The sequence below is a fragment of the Aquirufa nivalisilvae genome, from assembly GCF_003143535.1.
GTDB classification, from domain to species: domain Bacteria; phylum Bacteroidota; class Bacteroidia; order Cytophagales; family Spirosomataceae; genus Aquirufa; species Aquirufa nivalisilvae.
Genome location: NZ_CP029346.1, coordinates 2,039,942 through 2,061,003 on the forward strand (window position 1 = coordinate 2,039,942; position 21,062 = coordinate 2,061,003).

The following is a 21,062-nucleotide window of genomic DNA, read 5'->3' on the forward strand; positions in this document are numbered from 1 at the left end:
GCCTATAACATTGAAACTACATATTTTTTCTGATCCTAAAAATCTAGGACAAGCTTCTGGCAGTTTAGCTGCTGAACACATCAAACAGGCCATACAATCCAAAGGTCAAGCGAATATCATTTTAGCTACAGGTACGAGTCAGTTCGAAACCTTAAATCAATTAATTCAAGAAAAAGATATTGACTGGAGCAAAGTAGTCTTATTTCATTTAGATGAATACATTGGCTTAACGATCACTCATCCAGCCAGTTTTAGAAAATATTTAACAGAACGATTCATACAATTGGTTCCCACTTTACAAGCTGTCAATCTAATTAATGGTGAGCAAGATGCACAGGCTGAATGCCACCGATTAAATGAGATTATACGCCAACACCCCATTGACGTAGCTTTAGTTGGAATTGGTGAAAATGGACATTTGGCATTCAATGATCCACCCGCCAATTTTGAAACAAAAAATCCTTATATCGTAGTACAATTGGACGAGGCTTGTCGCAAGCAACAAATGGGTGAAGGTTGGTTTCCTAGCTTGGAAGATGTACCCCAACAAGCCATTAGTATGTCGATTCAGCACATCATGGCCTCGAAAAAAATCATTTGTTCTGTTCCTGATTTCAGAAAAGCGGAGGCCGTTAAAAATTGCTTGGAAAACGAAGTAAGTCCTTGGTTTCCTGCCAGTATACTCCAGAAACATGCTGATTGTTCGATGTTTTTAGATCAACATTCGGCAGAATTACTTTCACCTTCGTTCAGAAAACAAGCCTTTAACGCCTAATGAACTCGAATCAATCCCGATATAAAATCCATCATGGTGCCGTCATTTTACCGAATGAAATTATACCTAATGGAACAGTATTGATTGAAAACGGGAAAATTGTGGAAGTAAAAGCTGGAGATATTGATTATCCAGATGCGATCGCCATAGATGCAAAAGGACATTACATCTCACCAGGCTTTATCGACATCCACATCCATGGAGGTGGTGGCCATGATTTCATGGATGGTACCGTGGAGGCTTTTTTGGAAATTGCCAAAACACATGCTCGATATGGTACTACGGCAATGCTTCCTACGACCTTAACTAGTGAGAAGGAAGATTTGATTTTAACTTTAGATGCTTATCAAAAAGCCAATAAAATCAATACCGAAGGTGCCAGTTTTATTGGAATGCATTTGGAAGGCCCATATTTTGCCATAAGTCAGCGAGGAGCTCAAGACCCAAAATATATCCGAAATCCCGATCCAGAAGAATACCAATTCATACTAGAAAATTACGATTGTATCAAACGCTGGTCGGCTGCTCCTGAATTACCCGGTGCTATTGAATTTGGTGATTATGTTAATTCCAAAGGTGTTTTAGTTGCCCTAGCGCATACAGATGCCATTTATGAGGAGGTTGAAAAAGCTTTTGCTCATGGCTATCGTTTAGCAACTCATTTTTATTCTGCCATGTCAGGTGTCACTAGAAAAAATGCTTTTCGATTTGCGGGAGCAGTAGAAGCTGGTTATTTGATTGATGATATGGATGTGGAAATCATTGCTGATGGAGTACATCTACCATCCCCTCTTTTGAAGCTTGTATATAAAATCAAAGGCGCTAAAAAAACTGCATTGATTACGGATGCCATGAGGGCTGCAGGCCTTCCTCCAGGAAATTCTATTTTAGGGCATAAGGATAAAGGATTAGCTGTGATAGTCGAAGATGGTGTAGCTAAATTACCAGACAGAAGTGCATTTGCAGGAAGTATTGCTACGGCCGATCGATTGGTGAGAACGATGCTCCAAAAGACGGATGCTCCTTTATTAGAAATTATTCAAATGATTTCAGCTGTACCTGCCAGAATCATGAAGATAGACCATCAAAAAGGGAGTTTGACTATAGGTAAAGATGCTGATATCCTCATATTTGATCAGGATATCAACATCCAAATGACCATGGTCAATGGCCGAATCGTATATAACTTATAATTCCTTAATCTTTATATTTTTAAAGGCTACGTTATGTCCGTGATCTTGCAATAAGATATGCCCTTCTTGTATAGTTGGGTAATTGGGAAATGACTTGAACTTGCTTTGTTGGAAACCATCCAAAAATGCTTTGGATTTTCGGTTGATCGATACAATCAATTTTCCATCTAAATAGTGTTCTATCTGATCATTATTAAAAACGATTCTAGAAGTATGCCAAACAGCAATGTTCACGTCTGGTTTTTGGGCAGCCGCTATTTGATACAATGATCCTGTTTTAATTTCTGCTGGTAAGTGCTTGTCGTTATAAATGAAATCCGCATCATCAATCAACTGATACTCATAACCCGGTTGCGAACCACCTGTTGCTTTGGGCATTTTTTCTTCCACCAAATACTTAACTCCTGAATTACCCAACTTACCTAACTTCCAATCAAATTGAAGATCAAAGTTTTTGTATTTTTTCAAACTAACAATATCACCACCATCGGCTGCTTCACCTCCATTGCTCAATTCCCCCAACAAGGCTCCATCTCGAATCACCCAACCTTTCTTAGGAAATTCATTCATGAATGCCCCGCGCCAACCTTGGGTACTTTTACCATCAAACATCAACGTAAATCCAGCTGATTTTTCACTTTTAGTCAACACATTATCTCGCGAACACGAACATAAAGCACTAATAATCAACAAACTAAATACTATTTTCATCGTTTAATAAGAGGTTTATTTTTTTGAATACATATCGGCTAAATTGACCTTAGCACCCTGCTGGTTTTTACTAGCATCGGCTGCTTCCATAAAAGCAAATATTTCTAAGGTTTCTTCTTTTGAAACGGGAGGGTTTCCTGTTTCAAAAAATTCGATAATCTTAATCAATAGAGGATCATAGCCGCCATATGGGCCTAAATGTGCAACAGAATTGGCACCAAAAGCTGTGCCACCATATTCTTGTTTTCCATTTTTCAATCCTCTAAAAGTACCAATACGGCCATCTTTCCAAACTCCTACTACCACTTCCTGTTCATCGTTGATATATCGATTAACAGATTGACAACCTGTGCCCATCATGGTAAATAAGGTCTCAACTCCATGAATTCCATACCAGAACAAATCGGGATGGGTCTTCTCTATTTTCATGGGACTATAGGCATCAGCCCCAATCACTCTTCCTACTTTTCCTGCTCTAATCTCTTGTGCGCTTGGGGAAAAACGTAAGGAAGACGCTGAAAATATAGGTACTTTATATTTTTCTGATGCAGCAAATATGGCCTCAGCATCTTTCAAAGAAGCTGCAATGGGTTTATCAATGAACATCCTTTTCCCAGCTTTAAAAACTTCTAAAGCTTGTTCCAAATGCAATCGTCCATCATTGGTTTCCAACATGACTACATCCACTTTTTTCAATAATTCTTGAATGGAATTCACAATTTCCACTCCATATTTTTGTACTTCAGTGGTATATGCAGGAATTCTTTCAGTACTTGAAATTATATCTTTACTCCCCCTAGGATAAGCCGCAACAACCTTATATCCAGCATATTGACTAGCATCTGGAGCATTTAAAGCTTTAGTAAAAGCAGTAACATGAGAAGTATCTAATCCAATGATTCCAATGCGTTTCCCAGCTTCAGCTTTATTTATCATTGAGGTAAAAGGAATGCTGTTCCATGGATTTGAACTGGCAAAAGCCAATCCCGCCAAAGTACTATGTTGTAAAAATTGTCTTCGAGAGTTTGTATAATTTTTCATAAATAGGTGATTCAGAAATTTTATCTTCTGATTTTATGGCCGTAAACTGAGTAAAAAACGAGGTATAAATAACAAGGGAATAACACCCAATAAGCTGATCTCAAATCATAGATATCGGCTAAATATCCATAAAACAAAGGCATGATGGCGTTCCCGCATAAACCCATAATCAGAATAGATGCACCCAGTTTGGTAAATTTACCCAACCCATCCAAAGCCAAAGGCCAAATACCCGCCCAAATCAACGAATTGGAAAGTCCCAATAAGACCACAAAACAAATGGAAATATCTACTTGATGGCCTAGAAATAGAACATCTCCATGTCCAAAAATAATCCCTAAAGTAAATAAGCTACCCAAAAGTGTGCAGATTCGGAAGGCATTCACCTGAGAAATAAATCTAGGAATGAATATGATTCCCAAGATATAACCTGCAATGGTGGCTAATAAAGTATAAGAAGGAAATACCTTAGCTTCTAACAAAGCTATGTTCATAGAGCCTGCATATCCAATGATGGTATCAATAGCAATTACCTGAGTTCCAACATGTAAAAAAATAGCAACAGCCCCTAAAATTAAATGTGGAAATTGAAAAATACTGGTCTTTCCTGAATTAGATAAAGCTTGCTCCTCTGACTCCGAATCTGTATCAATTTCTGGTAAAGGCGAATAACGCACTAATAAACCCAATAAAAATAAGACAGAACCAACAATAGCATAGGGTATAGTCACTCGTCCAACCAACTCATCCAAGGCTGCATTTCGGGCTTCGCCCGTCATGGATGCTAAGTTTTTAAATAAATCACTGTCCGTCGCTTTTAAGACCACAGCAGCAAATACTAAAGGAGCTAATACACCAGCACCTTTGTTGAATATCCCCATGATGGATATACGCTGTGCAGCGCTCTCTTGCGGCCCTAATACCGTGATATAAGGATTAGCGGCAGTTTGCAATATGGCTAATCCTGCGCCTAGGGTAAATAGACCTATTAAAAATATAGGATATGTACGGGTCATGGAAGCAGGTAAAAAGATGAATGCCCCCAAGGACATAAGCCAAAACCCCAACATCATTCCCCGTTTAAAGCCAACCTTTTTCAAAAGATAGGAGGCAGGAACCGACATGACAAAATAAGAAATGTAGAAGGCAAAAGTGACAAAATAGGCTTGAAAATTGCTCAATTCACAACCAATCTTAAAATATGGAATCAAGATGGCATTTACCCAGGATACAAAACCAAAGATAAAAAACATAAATCCAATGATCAGGATGGACACTTGGGTATCTCTCCTACTCAAAGCAGAAACGGAAACCGCTTTATTCATATAATGAAGGATGAAGATTGCACCATTTTCTATTTTGAAAAGAATACAATCGTAGATTTAAATAGGTTTTTATTAGTCCTAATTTAAATGAATTCCAATGAAAAACAAACCTGAGTAAACCTGACATTTTAATAGTTCCATAAAATTTATTGGGAATTAAATAAATTTCAATTCATTTTTTCCCTTAAAAAAAGTGTCAAATTCCTTGATTTTAACACTTTTCCATGGGTAAATATTGAACTATTTTAATTTTTTACTAAAAAATACAAAGAACTTTATCAAATACTATACTAAAATGATATACTAAATAGGATTATCTATTTACTTTGCATTCAGATTTTAAACAAGTAAGGCTCAGACTCACCTCTGAGATTTTTTTAATCCAAATAGTCTACTAAATACATAGATTTAATTACAAATAAAATAACCGTAACCCATCTCTAACATCCCATGAAACAAATTTCTAAATTATTCATTTTACTAACGGCATTGGTATTACCACTCCTAGCCTCCGCCCAAGATAAACCTACCATCAATGCCAAAATAACAGGCAAAGTAATTGATGCCAAAACAAATGAGTTCATTATTGGTGCCTCCGTGTACATTAAAGGAATTACCAACGGAGCGTCGACAGATGCCAATGGAGAGTTTTCTTTAATTACTGCACAAAAATTACCCTTTACCTTGGTAGTATCATACGTTGGATACCAAAAGAAAGAAGTCATCATCAATAGCAATAAAGTAGAAATAGCCATTGAAGAAAGTACAAACGAGTTGACTGATGTGGTTGTAACTTCTAGAAGACGTCAAGAATCCATTCAAGATATTCCAATTCCAATTTCCGTAATACGCGGAGCTGTGGCAGAAGATGCTGGGGCTTTTAACCCAAATCGTTTAAAGGAATTAATTCCATCTGTACAATTGTACTCATCCAATGGTCGAAATACGACCTTGAACATCCGTGGTTTGGGATCATCGTTTGGACTAACCAATGATGGAATTGATCCAGGAGTAGGCTTTTATGTAGATGGTGTATATTATGCTCGACCAGCAGCTACAGCCATTGACTTTGTGGATGTAGACCGCATTGAAGTATTGCGTGGACCCCAAGGAACGCTTTTTGGAAAAAACACCACAGCCGGGGCTTTTAACATCACGACTAGAACACCAAGCTTTACTCCTGGTGCTACATTTGAAGCTAGTTACGGTAACTTAAACTACATCCAAGTTAAAACATCCGTAACAGGTCCAATTAGTAAAAAATTAGCGGCTAGAGTTTCCTTTTCTGGAACTCAAAGAGATGGTACTATTTTCAATACGACAACGTTAAAACCGACCAATACACTAAACAACCTAGGATTTAGAGCACAATTACTATATACTCCTTCTGAAAATGTCAATATCACTTTCGCAGGAGATAATGCCAGACAAAGACCAGATGGAAATGCAACAGTAGTAGCTGGAGTGGTTCCCACTAAACGTGCTGCCTACCGTCAATTCAATGCAATCATTGCTGATCTAGGGTATAAATTACCTACAACAAATCCATTTGACCGTATTACTGATGCAGATTCTCCTTGGAGAGTAAACAATGATTTTGGTGGTGCTTCCATTAATGTTGATGCCAAAATTGGTAAAGGAACTTTAACTTCTACTTCGGCTTGGCGTTATTGGATATGGGATCCTTCCAATGACCGTGATTTCATCGGATTGCCAGTATTGACTAAGTCGCAAGGAAATTCAAGACATGACCAATGGACACAAGAAATTCGTTATGCTGGACAGTTCTCAGAAAGATTAAGCGGTGTTTTTGGTGTATTCTTAATTGATCAAATCCTCACTTCGGATCCTGTACAAACCGAAGAATCTGGTTCTGCACAATGGCGATTTGCACAAAGTTCAACTTCAGCTCTTTGGAAAACGCCAGGCTTATTTGATGGTTTCGGAACTAAAACTACATCAAGACTACATACTTTTGGTGCTGCCGTATTTAGTCAAGTTGATTGGAAGATATCAGATAAATTACATGTATTGCCAGGTGTTCGTTTCAACTACGATAAAAAAGATGTGGATTATAAACGTGAGACCTATGGTGGCTTACAGACTACCGATCCTGCCTTAATTGCTTTGAAAAATGGCCTATATACCAATCAAGCTTTCAATTTCAGCGTGAATGAAAACAACGTTTCTGGTCAAATTACTTTGGCCTACAAACCTAGCAAAACATTTAACTTATTTGGAACATTTGCTAATAGCTATAAACCTGTTGGAGTTAACTTGGGAGGATTACCTACCGCCAATGGAGCCGTTCTTTTAGATTTAGCTAGAGTTAATCCAGAATATGTTACTCATTATGAAGTAGGATTAAAAACCAAACCAAGTGCTCAATCGACTTTAAATGTTACCTTATACAACACTGATATCAAAGATTACCAAACTCAAGTTCAAACTGCTGAGGTAGGTGTTAACAGAGGTTATTTGGCTAATGCAGAAAAAGTTCGAGTACAAGGAATTGAAGTTGATGGTAGTATTCGTTTAAATAGTCACTTCTCATTTACTGGTGCTCTTTCTTATACAGATGGTATTTATGTATCATTCAAAAATGCTCCTGTACCTTTAGAGGAAACTGGTGGAACATCAGCATTCAAAGATGTATCGGGTGGAGAATTACCAGGTATCTCCAAATGGGCTGGTTCATTGAGTGGGGAATATATCAATTCAGGTAAATTCTTATCGTTAAAAGGTAACTATTTCATCGGCCTAGATACCTATGCTCGTTCTACTTTCTCCTCTAGTGCCTCTCCTTCTCAATACTTAAATATTGCAGGATATAACCTTGTCAATGGAAGAATTGGATTCCGCGCATCTAATGGATTCTCGGTTTTACTATGGGGTAGAAACATCTTAGATCGTGATTACTTTGAGCAATTATTACCAGCTGCAGGTAGTGCAGGTCACTATGCCGCTGTATTGGGAGATCCAGCTACTTATGGCGTAACGCTCCGCTTTACTTATTAACAATCAATTCAACAAACCAAAACAAAAAGAAAGCCCCGGCAAATGCTGGGGCTTTTTATTTACATTCATTCCGATTACTTGACTTCTCTCACTTCAATCACCCGCTCCTCTCCTATCCAAGATTCATAAGCAACTAACCATTTTTTTCCATTCCAGTGAATAACAGGATAAGAACAATCTGCTATCGAATCAGATATCCATTGGTGGCGTAGTTTCCCTTGCTGGTCTTTTACATACATACCTATTTGCTTAAAATATCGCTCACCCTCTTGTTTGATTTGAGCATATACCAAGGCGACTTCACCATGTGCATTAGAGGCTAGTTGAGCTTGTCGATATTTATCTCCTTTCAAATGCAAAATCAATTCTTTTTTATCTTGATAAGCCCACTTAATTCCAGAACCACTACTAGCTCCCGTATACCAAGTGGCTTCTAAACCATGTGGCCCTCTTACTAGGCTTGGGCCAGCATGTGGACAAGCATTGACTTGCCAATGATCCGCCATCCATGTTACAGGTGGAGTAAATGTCTTTCCAAAATCATTGGAATGGATATAAGCCATATCTCTTTCTCCTAGATCATTTAAATCTCGATAAATCAAATCAATGTTACCCTGATTATCTGCCAATGCATCGATGCGACAACATTCACAGGTTTGTTTATCCAAAACCCGCATTTCACCAAATCCCTGACCTAGGGAAGTCGCAGCATATACCAATGTTCTTCCTTTGGGCCCCAATTTCACGTCCAGCCAAAGTGCCCCCACTTCTCCATTAGCTAAAGGAAATATTTTACCAAAAGAATGACTCAAACCTGCCGTAGTATCTCGGTGTATTGTTTGGGCTTTGCTCCATTGACCTTGCTTCTCCATGGCATAATACAAGTCTCCACTAAATCGAGATTTCTCACTAGGCTTATTTAGTTCAAACATTAAAATGCAAGTACCATCCGCTTTATAAGATAGCTTGGGCATTCCTTCAGCATGAGTAGAAGCCTCTGGATGTATAGGAATAAGTTCATTGCTAGACCAAGACTGACGTGTTTTATCCCAAATTTTTCGAAAAAACATAACGGTATCTCCTTGCTTCTCTACCCAAGAAAGTACTAAGCTTCCGTCTTGCTTACGTGTAAATGACGGATCTTGAGCAACATGCTTCGGATTGGAGATTTGTTGACCTACACTCAAATAGGTCAACAAAACTAAGGGTAAAAGGAAAGAATATTTCATGATTATTTCGATTTAAACAATTGAAAAACATCCACTTGCAATCCAACATTGATGGTTCTAGGTGCAGCAGGCGTGAAGGTACTTTTATCAGTAGCATTATTTCCTCTACTGGCGGAATTAGCGTATAATTCATTACTCAGATTCATCACATTCATGAAAACTTGGTAAGCTTTCCACTGATATCCTAGCCGTAAATTCAATACAGAGACTCCAGGAAGTCCTCCAAATCCCGGTTCGGCATAGGAAACTGTATTCACTTGATTTTGATACCAAGAGCTAATTCTTTGCCATTCTAAAGCTAACCGGGCTCCTTTAACCCAATTGGGTTTGTAAGTAATCTCCACATTAGCAACAAAATGAGGTGCCTGAGGCATTTCTTTATTATTGACATTTTTTAAAGCATCACTCGCTTTTTGACTTAAGACAAAATCCACGAACATATGTCGGGCATTGGTGCCACCAAATCGAAAATTCCATTGATTGTCAGGTCGATAAGAAATGGCATATTCAATACCTTCATGCAAGGTTTTTCCTGCACTTTGGTAGTCGGTCGAATTATCTGGCTGACGAATACCTAATAATTCGTTTTGGCCATTCATTCGATAAATAGAATAGTCTAGAAATACTTTGGATTGAAATAAGGAAGCCCATCCACCAACTTCGTAATTATCAAAAACGGCTGGATCAATACTTAAATAAAACTTTTCTCCTGTAGCAATTGCTTGAGCAGCAGGACGCGCTCTAAATACGGCAGATAATGCTGGAGGGGAAAATCCTTTGGAATAATTGGCATAAAATCCAACTGCTTGACTAGCTTCATAAGTCATACCTATCTTAGGCGAAAATTGAGCATAGGTCTTAGTTCCCGTACTTTGATCGATATAATTTGAATAATCAAATGACATATCGTCAAATCGCCCACCTAAAGAAATGCGTAACTGTTCAATAGGATGCAAATCCCATTGAGCATAAACAGCCTTATTCCAAATTACAGCTTGGTAATTGGCTAAATAGGAATTTGGTAGTATGAAGGCTATTTCATATTTCTCAACCGATTTTTTATCTGGACGAAGTGTCGCATTCAAATTAATTCGATAAGCCCAATATGTGTTAGGAGAACGATCCAACAAAAAGCCAGTAATCAATTTAGCATTAAGCCAAGTGAATTGCCGACTATGTTGCCCCATGATACCCAAACTGGTAAAATCATTTGAATTGATTTGTCCAGAAGCCGTGGTTGATGGGGCAGTCCAAGCAATACTATATGCAGGGTTTTGTCCCAAAGAATTTTCCCGATAAAAGGCCGTCAAACTTGAAAATGAATGATTGGCCCCTTTATGTTCTAAGGTGATTCTAGAACGAGAAGAAAAAGAACTTCTGTAGGTAAAATCAGCTGGACTTTTATAGGTTCTTGAATAAAACCCGATACTATCTATATTACCTCCTGTTTGCGAAAAGTAATCATTATAGGCAAATGAAGACCATAATTTTGTGTTCGGGGTTATTTGATAATCCAAACGGACATTGATGGATGATTTATCAAAATCAGAATTGGAAGCCCAAGCATTTTTTTGTCGGGCTATATAGCCACCCGTCATCAATGACCATTTTTTACTCAATTGGCCACCTGCCGTAAATTGGCTCCTAGCATACCCCCACTCATCAGCTTGAAAGCCAATGGATGCTGTAGGAGTCCCAGGGGCCATTTTACTTATTAGATTAATTGCACCACCCACTGCCTCAGGTCCATATAAGGAGGAGGCTGGTCCTTTAATGACTTCCACTGAATTTAAACCTTGAATATTGGTTTCAATAAGTGCATTATGATTAAAAACGCCTAATGGACGCAATGGTAAACCATCTTCCATGTACAAAAAATAAGGAGATGTCCCGAATGGCTGACGAATCCCCATGGCATGTTGCTCATTGTTATAATTCAACATGACCACACCTGGCACTTTATTGATGATTTCCGTTAGCTGAATGGCTTTTGTATCCTGCAACAAAGTAGCACTAATTTTATGAATGGCCACCGGAGTTTCCGTTCTAACAGCAGCTTGTCGAGAAGCAGTTACCACCACTGTAGCCAAATCCAAGGAGGCCTCATCCAGTTGAATGATGGAATTGAAATCAGTCCCTTTCAATGTTAAGGTTTGAAAACCTAAGGAGGAGATTACATATTCATCCGTAGGTTGTAGAGAGTTTACTAAGAACTCGCCCCGTTCATTACTTAAAGCGATGATTTTATTAGATTGGATTAAGGATGCGCCAATGATGGGCTCTTGGGTAATGGAATTTAGTAATTTATAAGTGCGTTGTTGCGCATTACTTGCGATTGATAGCAAGCAAAACAACGCTATAATAATAGCTTTCATTTTAAACTAATTTACATGAGAAAATAGGCTTGATAGAAGATATCGAGCCAAAAGACCAAGAAATTAGCTACACTGTGGAGGATGAAAAGGCAAAAGAATGGAGGACTGAGCTGCCATCTCAGCATGTGAAAAATGATCTTCGGAAAAATCAGAAAATGTTATTTGAAAAGCCAGACTTGCCATTTGCTCACAAGCCAATTGAATTTCCGGCATTTTTTCTAAACGCTCTGAATTCGTTTTTTGCTCTTTATCTTCTGCAGCCTTTAATTTTTTGGCCAAATAACATTGACCATTACAGTTCAACTTGGGCTTATCCCGATTTTCACAAAGGTTTTTAGCAATATAATTTCGATTCACCTGATAGTATGCCACAGATGCCCATTGACTCATTAGAGGCAATTGAATAGCAATCAATAAAAGGATGGCAATGATTCGTTTCATGGTGGTTCGCAAAATTATGCGATTAAGCTTATATAAGCAGATTAATAATCAATTATATTTTTTCACTCTTTGACTCAAAAATATTCCTAATGCACCTAGAAACATCATAATAGCTATCCCAAACAAGGTTTCATTACTAAATGGAATTTGAACTAAATTCAAAAAGCTCATTCCTTGCAGCATCAGGATAAATTCATTGAAAAATACACCTCCAATAAATATTCCTAAAGCGAGTTTTAACATCCCATTAAAATGGATGTATTCTTTCCAAAGAGCAAAACCTAGTAAAAACAAACTTACCACACCCAATAAAACTAAATGTAAATAGGCAATTACTACTGGCCTGAAGCCAAAAGCATATTCACTCAAACTAGGGATAATGGAGAGTAATTGAAGAATAAATTTTAAGCTTGCTGCTAAGGCAACTAAGATCCATAAAAAGCTTACTATAGCTGGGATGCCTTGTTTTATTTGAGATCGCACCTTTGACACTTGATATAGCCAATAAAACCAAGCCAAAAACTGAATGGAAGCTGCACCGACTAGTAATACATACACCAACAAGGGCAATTTGGCCCACATGATGGATAGTAAATAGGCGGGCGCCAAACTACCCGCAAATAGCCAAAATACACGTCTTGAATGAGCAACATTGACACCTATTTGATCTAAAAAATAAGCAAAAAGACCTAAGCAAGAAAAGATAAAATAACCATTGTATTGAAAGTGTAAATAGTAGTAAACAGATGCTAAATACTTCTCAGGATGATTGATTTTATTGGACATCAAATAGGCCAAAAAGATGGTTCCCAAAGAAGATAAAATATTAAAAATGATGCTGGCTTTGATGTAATAATCCCCTGTTGAATGGCTGGGTGATTGATGCAAAAATGACCAAACTCGAAAACAATAAAGAAAATTAATGGCTGTGCTCAGTGTAGAAAAAAAGATGGAAATAGGACCATAGCCTTGATAAACAAAGGCGAAAAGCATCAAAAATGCCACGATGGTATTCCAAGCTAATAACGAAGTAAATTCAAATCGTCCATGATCTAGGTTTCTTTCTTTTAGTGTATATCCCAGCAAAGTCATAATCATTTGACCCACCCATGCCGAAAATGCAAAATGAGAATGTCCATGCAAAAGGTGCTTTTGATGAATTAGAGGAAAAGAAAAGGCTATTTTATAGCGAAGCAACACTCCTAAAATAGCGACTACTGCCAAATTAAATAATGCTACTTGCAACCAAAAATTTGCTCCCTTACCTTTCATGCCTTATTCTTATTCAAACAAAAAAACTTTTCGGTTTTCGATTTTCAACTTCCCTTCCAAATGCAAATTACGGATAACACGAATCACTGTTTCAACCCTCAAACCTGTTAAATCTGCAATTTGCTGACGAGTCAAATGCACTAAATGATCTTCTAATGAAACGTATTGTTGGGTTTCCTTCAAATAGTTTAAAACAGCTACTACTAATTTTTCTGGCTCATTACTAGTCACTTCTTTCAACATAAAAAACTTGAATCGAAGGTGCTGGGATAAGCGCCTGGAAATTTCAAAATGTATATCTGGATGCTCCCTTAACATGGCAAGAAATGACGCTTTGGGCAGTCGAATCACAGTTGATTTTACCATGGCAAAAGAAGAGGCAGCAAAAGGTCCATCATCAAACAATGGCATCTCTCCTAAACTTTCGCCTGGATTAATCAACCTTTGAAGGTATTCCTTTCCATCATCCGAAATATTAACCCATTTCAATTGACCATCCGCTACTTGATAATAAAACAGACATTCTGTTCCTTCCGAAAAAAGTATCTCATTTTTTTCTAAAGTACGGTAAGTACCTCCCCAAGAAATTAATAATTTTTCGTCTATCATGATGGAAAATTTTAACGAAACAAGTGCTTTCTGATGAGTTCAAATATGAGCTAAATCATATCAATTTATGATTAAAATCAGATTTAACCAAATGTACTGAAAATCAATTCAATACGCTGATTTTCAGTATTTTAATATGCATATATTATATACGTATAGACTAAAACGTATACTTTATGATTGCACGCATAAAGTTCAAAAAATCTGGGCTCTAACATTGTCTCAACAAAAAATTAATCCAATGAAAACAGTAACAATGATGCTTGCCCTGAGCCTTTGGCTTACGTCCTGTGGAAGTAATGATGGATCCAGTACTTCCTCGGAATCAAGTTCCCAAGCAGCCTCCTCTGAAAGTACAGGTGGAAACCCAGATTATGATCCAAAACGTGGAACAGGAAAATTTAGTGATGTGGTCGTCAGCCCTACCCTTGATAAAGCTTTAGCTGAAAAAGGAAAAGCAACATCCGATGTAAAATGCGGAAGCTGTCACAAATTAACAGATGAAAAATTAGTTGGTCCAGGTTGGAAAGGAGTAACTAGTCGTCATACACCTGCATGGATTTTGAATTTCATGACCAACACCGATGAAATGATTAACAAAGACCCTGCTGCTCAAGCTCAGCTTGAAATATGCCTTGTAAGAATGCCGAATCAAAACTTAAGTGATGATGAAGCTAAATCATTATATGAGTTCATGCGTCAAAACGACGGCGTAAAATAAATTTCAACCAAATAATTAAGCACATGAAGACTAATTTAACCAAAATCCTAGCGCTCTTTATGATTACAGGATTGACATTTCAATCTTGTAAACCTAAAAACGCAGGAAACGCTTCTTCCTCAGGTTCTGCGGAAAAAGCCTATGTTGCCCCAGGTAAATATGATGAATTTTATAATCTGGTGTCAGGAGGTTTCTCTGGACAAATGAGTGTCTATGGATTACCAAGTGGTCGTTTATTCCGTGTAATTCCTGTTTTTTCAGTTGATCCTGAGAAAGGTTATGGCTATAGTGAAGAAACAAAACCGATGTTAAATACTTCACATGGATTTGTCCCTTGGGATGACCTTCACCATACTGAGCTCTCTCAAACGAATGGAGAAGTAGATGGAAGATGGATTTTCGGGAATGCCAATAACACTCCACGTGTGGCACGTATAGATTTAGCGAGCTTTAAAACAGCCGAAATCATTGAGCTCCCGAATAGTGCTGGTAATCACTCCTCTCCTTTCATCACAGAAAATACCGAATATGTAGTAGCTGGTACACGTTTCTCTGTTCCACCAGATAATGCCAATGGCGATATCCCCATTAATACCTACAAAGAAAACTTCAAAGGATATATCAGCTTTATATCAGTGAAAAAGGAAAGTGGGGAAATGGATTTGGCCTTCCAAATTGAATGTCCAGGGGTAAATTTTGACCTTAGTCATGCAGGAAAAGGTAAATCCAATGGATGGTTCTTCTTTAGCTGCTACAATACAGAACAAGCGAATACCTTATTAGAAGTGAATGCTTCTCAGCGCGACAAAGACTTTATTATGGCAGTCAATTGGAAAAAAGCTGAAGAATATATCAAAGCTGGAAAAGCAAAACGTATAGCTGCTAAATATGCGCATAATAAATACAGTGAAAAGACGCACACTGCTACTTCTGAAATGAAAAAAGAGGTCTTGGTTTTAGATGCTAAAGCATTAAAAGATATCTGCTATTTCATTCCTTGCCCTAAATCTCCTCACGGATGTGACGTAGACCCAACAGGCGAATACATTGTAGGTTCAGGCAAATTAGCTGCATTAATTCCTGTATTTAGCTTTGACAAAATGATTAAGGCTATCGAAGGAAAACAGTTTGACGGTAGCTTTGAAGGCATTCCGGTGATCAAATACGAAGCAGCATTATACGGTGAAGTGAAAAAACCAGGTCTTGGACCATTGCACACTGAATTTGACGGAAAAGGAAATGCTTATACTACCTTCTTTGTATCTAGTGAAGTGGTTAAATGGAACATCAAAGATTTGAAAGTACTTGATCGTGCACCAACTTACTATTCTGTAGGCCACTTATGTATCCCAGGTGGAGACAGTAAAAAACCGAATGCAAAATACCTAATCGCTTATAATAAAATTACCAAAGATCGCTACTTGCCTACTGGCCCAGAGTTAACTCAAAGTGCGCAACTGTATGACATCAGTGGAGATAAGATGGAGATGATTCTCGACTTCCCTACCATCGGTGAACCGCACTATGCGCAAGCTATTTCGGCTGACTTAGTCAAAGACCGTTCCATTAAGTTTTACAAGATTAATGAGAATGAGAACAAGTATGTAACCAAGGGAGAAGGTCAAGCCAAGGTAGTTAGAGAAGGGAATGTGGTCCATGTGTACATGACTTCCATTCGTTCTCACTTTGCGCCAGATAACATAGAAGGGATCAAAATGGGTGATGTGGTGTATTTCCACGTAACTAACCTAGAGCAAGATTGGGATGTTCCTCATGGATTTGCGATCAAAGGTGCCACCAATGCAGAACTATTGATTATGCCGGGTGAAACCCAAACCATGAAGTGGGAACCTGACAAAGTGGGTATCTTCCCAATGTACTGCACAGACTTTTGTAGTGCATTACACCAAGAAATGTCGGGCTACATCCGAGTATCACCCAAAGGCAGTAGTGTTCCTATCAGCTTTAGCCTAGGGAAAACCAAACCGATAGCCAAAAACTAAATAATACAGGAGAGTATGGTTCTCTATACTCTCCTTTTCATCCATGTTAATTTGAACATTATGAAAGTTTTATCCATAACTATATTGGCTGCTATGTTCATGTTCACGGCAGCTTGTTCTAGCACGGAAGCAGATACTTCTTCCAGTACAACGGAAACGGCTGCAAATGCTGGCGGTCAAGAAAACGTCAAAGATGATGATTCCCAACAAGATGTAGTCAAAGTAGCAGTAGGGTCAAAAGATCATACTACTTTAGTGGCTGCCCTGAAACAAGCTGATTTGGTAACGTCACTATCCAATGCAGGGCCATTTACTGTCTTTGCTCCAACCAACGCAGCTTTTGATAAAGTAGATAAAGCTACCTTAGCTGCCTTGATGACAGATGAGAAAAAAGCTGATTTACAGAATATACTTCAATACCATGTAACCGTATCAGCACTAAAAGCAGATTACCTTCAAGATGGACAAGTATTGGGAATGGTCAATGGTGACAATGTCACTGTGAGCATCAAAAATGGTAAAATCATGTTAAATAATTCTGCTACCATCATTGCATCTGTACCAGCATCTAATGGCATCATCCATGTTATTGATGGTGTTTTATTGCCTCCTAGTAAATAGTTTAAATGCCTCCACATGAATACTCAACAAATGGGAAAACCAGCACGCATGCTGCTATTCATCTCCTCTATTTTATTACCTTTTGTGGTTTACTTACCGATTTGGAAAATTGAATTAGATGCTCCTCAATACCCAGAAGGATTGAGTCTTCAAATTCATGCCAATGATATCCGAGGAAATGTCGATATCATCAATGGCCTAAATCACTACATCGGCATGAAGACCATGCACAAAGAGGATTTTATTGAATTCTCCATATTGCCTTATATCATCATTGGTTTTTCCATTTTGTTTTTCATTGGTGCTTGGATCAATCGTAAGAAATTATTGTACACCTTGTTTTCAGCCTTCGTCTTATTTGGTATCATTGCCATGGTCGATTTCTGGAAATGGGAATACGATTATGGACATGATTTAGATCCCAATGCCGCCATTCAAGTACCTGGCATGGCGTACCAGCCTCCTCTAATTGGCTTCAAACAATTATTGAATTTTGGTGCATATTCTATGCCTGACTTAGGTGGTTGGATATTTATAGTCATTGGTTTGATGTTACTGACTGGGGTCATTTTGGAATTACGTTTTTCCAAAAGCCCCAAATCAGTACTATTCTTCTTACCTCTATTATTCCTTTTTCAAGCTTGTACAATAGAAGTCAAACCCATTCAAGTAGGTCGAGATAATTGTCATTTTTGCAAAATGGGAATAAGCGACATCCGATTTGCTGCTGCCATACTAACCAAACAAGGAAAGACTCTCCCTTTTGATGACCTAAAATGCCTGTTGAATTATTTGCAAATCAATAAGGAAACAGCTGTCCAAGATATTTATGTTAGCAACTTTTCAGGAAAACATGAATTAGTCCTAGCAACACAAGCCTATTATATTTCTAGTCCATCATTAGGAAGCCCAATGACTGGCAATATGGCTGCCTTTAATGATAAAAATGAATTAGTCAAAAACAACCAAGCTTTAGCTGGAGAAGAAAAAACTTGGGAAAGTATTCGTCAATGATTGCCCTTAAAACTTACCTCATCTTATTCATTCTATTAGCCTTGTCCGTTCCATATACCCAGGCAAACACTTGGTATGTAGGAAAAAATGAACGTTTTAAAAGCCTTGCTCCTGCTATTCAGCAGGCTCATGCAGGAGACCGCATTTTAGTTAAACCCGGTGTCTATCATGAGCATAATCTAATCATCGACAAGGCCTTAACTATTCAGGGCATAGGATTACCAATATTGGATGGAGAGGGAAAATATGAAGTACTTTCTATAAAAGCATCTCAAGTTACCATCCAAGGTTTTCATATTCGGAATTCGGGCATTTCTAGTTTAAAAGATTTGGCAGGAATTAAAGTATATGATTCCCAACATGTGCAAATCATTAATAACTTAATTACCCATTCGTTCTTTGGTGTTTATATTCAATATGGTAAACACTGTACCATTAAAAACAATCGAATCATTGCTTATGGTAAAGAAGAGCAGCAAAGTGGCAATGGTATTCACTGCTGGAATAGCAGCAATTTGCAAATCCAAAACAATGTCATCACGGGACATCGTGACGGTATTTATTTTGAATTTGTTACTCATTCGATCATTAAGAACAACCGATCATTTCGCAATCTTCGTTATGGTCTACACTTTATGTTTTCCAACCATGACACTTATATCTCCAATGTTTTCACTAATAATGGTGCTGGGGTAGCCGTCATGTTTTCGAATCACGTCAATATGTTTTACAATACCTTCCATCAAAATTGGGGGGATGCTTCTTATGGCATTTTACTCAAAGAGATTTCGGATGGAATTATTCAAGGAAACCGTTTCGAAAAAAATACGACGGGAATTTACCTTGAGGGCGTAAGTCGGGTTAAAATGAATCGAAATACCTTTTCCAATAATGGTTGGGGGCTTAAAATTCAAGCTAGTTGCCAAGACATGACCATCCATCACAATAATTTTATGAACAACACTTTTGATGTGAGTACCAATGGTACGCTGGTTCTGAACAATTTCGATGGCAATTATTGGGATAAATATGATGGCTATGATTTAAACCGAGACCACATTGGAGATATTCCATTTCGGCCTGTCAGCCTTTTTTCCATCATTTTAGAAAAAAACCCAACCACACTCATCATGTTTCGCAGTTTCATTTCTGCCTTAATGGACAAGACGGAGAAATTAATACCCAGTTTAACTCCAGAACAACTAAAAGATCAATTTCCACTCATTAAACCGGTCAAATTATGATCATCACCGAACATATCAGCAAGCGTTTTGGAAATCAACAGGTCCTCAAGGATGTGCACATTACTTGTCGACCAGGAGCCTGTATTGCCTTGATTGGGCCTAATGGAAGCGGGAAAACAACTTTAATTAAAAGTATCTTACAAATGGTCATTCCAGACTCAGGGAAAATCATTTTTCAAGGAGAAGATATACGGGGTGAATGGGCATATCGTGCTAAAATTGGTTTTATGCCTCAAATGACACGCTATCCAGAGAATATGACCATTGGTGAAGTCATGTCCATGATGATTGATATTCGAAAAGATCAAAAAAACTTAGACGAAGAATTAATTGACCAATACCAGTTAAAAGAAATTTACCATAAAAGAATGGGGACACTTTCAGGAGGAATGCGTCAAAAGGTTGGAGCCTGTCTTGCTTTTCTATTCCAACCTGATATCCTGATTTTGGATGAACCTACAGCAGGATTAGATCCCCTTTCTTCTGAAATATTGAAACAAAAAATTCTAAAAGAAAAAGCTCGAGGTAAAACGACCATCATATCATCCCACGTACTGAGTGAATTAGATGAAATGATAACGGATGTTATATACATGCAAGACGGTCAAGTTCTATTCCAAAAATCCTTAAGGGATTTAGAGGAAGAGACCCAAGAGGTGAAATTATCCAAAATGATTGCCAAAATCATTGCCTAGAAGACCATGAACAAGATCTATAAACATGTAATTGCTGACATCATCCGAAATCGGATTGTCATATTCTATACCCTTATTTTACTATTGGCTTCCTTAAGTGTATTTAGTTTGGAAGACACTTCCTCTAAAGGCTTATTAAGTATGTTGAATATCATACTCATGATTGTGCCTTTGGTATGTCTGATATTCTCCACCATTTATATGTACAATAGCAGTGAGTTCATTGAACTTCTACTGAGTCAACCTTTAAAGAGAAATACCATTTGGTGGAGCCTTTTTATTGGACTAATTACCGCCCTAGGATTAGCATTTTTTGTTGGGGCGGGTGTAGTTATCCTCATTTTCGAACCCAGTTTCCTCGGGTTAATGCTTGTGATTTGCGGACTGCTTTTGACTTTTATATTTACGGCAATTGCCTTGTTGGCAGCTGTTTTAACAAAGGACAAAGCCAAAGGAATTGGTCTTTCTATTATTCTGTGGCTGTTTTATGCCATCATTTTTGACGGCATCGTATTGTTCATGTTGTTTCAATGGGCCGACTATCCCATAGAAAAATTCATGATTGTTATTAGCATGCTTAATCCTATCGATTTAGCACGCATTTTAATTTTAATGCAAATGGATGTATCTGCATTAATGGGGTATACAGGCGCCATTTTTAAAGATTTTTTTGGCACCACGGGTGGAATTATCATTTCATTCGGCACCTTAATGCTCTGGGTAATAATTCCCTTTGCCTGTTCTTTGCGTTATTTTAAAAAGAAAGATTTATAGG

Annotated in this window: 18 protein-coding genes; 10 read left to right on the forward strand and 8 right to left on the reverse strand. The window is 37.9% G+C overall.

The window, feature by feature from the left end; genetic code table 11:
• Positions 1–10: 10 nt before the first annotated feature.
• Together HME7025_RS09025 and nagA are read left to right on the forward strand one after the other, a co-directional pair.
• Positions 11–775: a glucosamine-6-phosphate deaminase gene (locus HME7025_RS09025; protein WP_109323319.1), complete on the forward strand. Its 765-nt coding sequence runs from the start codon at positions 11–13 to the stop codon at positions 773–775.
• Entirely contained in the window at positions 775–1,968 is a 1,194-nt protein-coding gene (gene nagA / locus HME7025_RS09030; protein ID WP_109323320.1) for an N-acetylglucosamine-6-phosphate deacetylase, read from the forward strand. The genes HME7025_RS09025 and nagA overlap by 1 nt, the downstream gene beginning before the upstream one ends.
• On the opposite strand, the gene HME7025_RS09035 is transcribed toward nagA, so the two are convergent.
• The 3 genes from HME7025_RS09035 to HME7025_RS09045 are packed head-to-tail and all read right to left on the reverse strand — an operon-like array spanning position 1,963 to position 5,045.
• A complete protein-coding gene (locus tag HME7025_RS09035; protein ID WP_109323321.1) occupies positions 1,963–2,679 on the reverse strand; it encodes a 3-keto-disaccharide hydrolase in 717 nt (238 codons plus the stop codon). The two genes, nagA and HME7025_RS09035, sit on opposite strands and share 6 nt — an antisense overlap.
• A gap of 15 nt (positions 2,680–2,694) precedes the next feature.
• Positions 2,695–3,720 carry a Gfo/Idh/MocA family protein gene (locus HME7025_RS09040; protein WP_109323322.1) on the reverse strand — a complete coding sequence of 342 codons (1,026 nt, stop codon included), beginning with the start codon at positions 3,718–3,720 and terminating at the stop codon, positions 2,695–2,697.
• A gap of 20 nt (positions 3,721–3,740) precedes the next feature.
• Positions 3,741–5,045 (reverse strand): sugar MFS transporter, encoded by a 1,305-nt coding sequence (locus HME7025_RS09045; protein ID WP_109323323.1) that lies wholly within the window; start codon positions 5,043–5,045, stop codon positions 3,741–3,743.
• A gap of 450 nt (positions 5,046–5,495) precedes the next feature.
• Here HME7025_RS09045 and HME7025_RS09050 point away from each other — a divergent pair, with 450 nt between their 5' ends.
• Positions 5,496–8,063, forward strand: a complete 2,568-nt coding sequence (locus HME7025_RS09050; protein WP_109323324.1) for a TonB-dependent receptor — start codon at positions 5,496–5,498, stop codon at positions 8,061–8,063.
• Between the two features lie 74 nt (positions 8,064–8,137).
• On the opposite strand, the gene HME7025_RS09055 is transcribed toward HME7025_RS09050, so the two are convergent.
• From HME7025_RS09055 to HME7025_RS09075, 5 genes are all read right to left on the reverse strand, one after another.
• Positions 8,138–9,292, reverse strand: a complete 1,155-nt coding sequence (locus HME7025_RS09055; protein WP_109323325.1) for a hypothetical protein — start codon at positions 9,290–9,292, stop codon at positions 8,138–8,140.
• A 2-nt stretch (positions 9,293–9,294) separates the two neighbouring features.
• Positions 9,295–11,667, reverse strand: a complete 2,373-nt coding sequence (locus tag HME7025_RS09060) for a TonB-dependent receptor (protein ID WP_109323326.1) — start codon at positions 11,665–11,667, stop codon at positions 9,295–9,297.
• 63 nt (positions 11,668–11,730) lie between these two features.
• The gene (locus tag HME7025_RS09065; RefSeq protein WP_109323327.1) at positions 11,731–12,108 is read right to left on the reverse strand and encodes a hypothetical protein; all 378 of its coding nucleotides are present in this window, start codon (positions 12,106–12,108) and stop codon (positions 11,731–11,733) included.
• 48 nt (positions 12,109–12,156) lie between these two features.
• Positions 12,157–13,380, reverse strand: a complete 1,224-nt coding sequence (locus HME7025_RS09070; RefSeq protein ID WP_109323328.1) for a hypothetical protein — start codon at positions 13,378–13,380, stop codon at positions 12,157–12,159.
• A 9-nt stretch (positions 13,381–13,389) separates the two neighbouring features.
• Positions 13,390–13,989 carry a Crp/Fnr family transcriptional regulator gene (locus HME7025_RS09075; protein ID WP_109323329.1) on the reverse strand — a complete coding sequence of 200 codons (600 nt, stop codon included), beginning with the start codon at positions 13,987–13,989 and terminating at the stop codon, positions 13,390–13,392.
• 241 nt (positions 13,990–14,230) lie between these two features.
• On the opposite strand from HME7025_RS09075, the gene HME7025_RS09080 reads away from it, so the two are divergent.
• Genes HME7025_RS09080 through HME7025_RS09110 form a run of 7 tightly spaced genes read left to right on the forward strand, consistent with a single transcriptional unit; the run spans position 14,231 to position 21,061 of the window.
• Positions 14,231–14,710, forward strand: coding sequence for a c-type cytochrome (locus HME7025_RS09080; protein ID WP_109323330.1), 480 nt, complete (start codon positions 14,231–14,233; stop codon positions 14,708–14,710).
• 23 nt (positions 14,711–14,733) lie between these two features.
• Positions 14,734–16,713, forward strand: coding sequence for a Sec-dependent nitrous-oxide reductase (nosZ, locus tag HME7025_RS09085; protein ID WP_109323331.1), 1,980 nt, complete (start codon positions 14,734–14,736; stop codon positions 16,711–16,713).
• A gap of 60 nt (positions 16,714–16,773) precedes the next feature.
• Entirely contained in the window at positions 16,774–17,334 is a 561-nt protein-coding gene (locus HME7025_RS09090) for a fasciclin domain-containing protein (RefSeq protein ID WP_109323332.1), read from the forward strand.
• Positions 17,335–17,349: 15 nt separating this feature from the next.
• Positions 17,350–18,348, forward strand: coding sequence for a nitrous oxide reductase accessory protein NosL (locus HME7025_RS09095; protein ID WP_109323333.1), 999 nt, complete (start codon positions 17,350–17,352; stop codon positions 18,346–18,348).
• On the forward strand, positions 18,345–19,592 hold the full coding sequence (locus HME7025_RS09100; protein ID WP_109323334.1) for a nitrous oxide reductase family maturation protein NosD: 1,248 nt from the start codon (positions 18,345–18,347) through the stop codon (positions 19,590–19,592). The genes HME7025_RS09095 and HME7025_RS09100 overlap by 4 nt, the downstream gene beginning before the upstream one ends.
• The gene (locus HME7025_RS09105; RefSeq protein WP_109323335.1) at positions 19,589–20,287 is read left to right on the forward strand and encodes an ABC transporter ATP-binding protein; all 699 of its coding nucleotides are present in this window, start codon (positions 19,589–19,591) and stop codon (positions 20,285–20,287) included. Before HME7025_RS09100 ends, HME7025_RS09105 begins: the two co-directional genes overlap by 4 nt.
• 6 nt (positions 20,288–20,293) lie before the next feature.
• A complete protein-coding gene (locus HME7025_RS09110) occupies positions 20,294–21,061 on the forward strand; it encodes an ABC transporter permease subunit (protein ID WP_109323336.1) in 768 nt (255 codons plus the stop codon).
• Position 21,062: the final 1 nt, after the last annotated feature.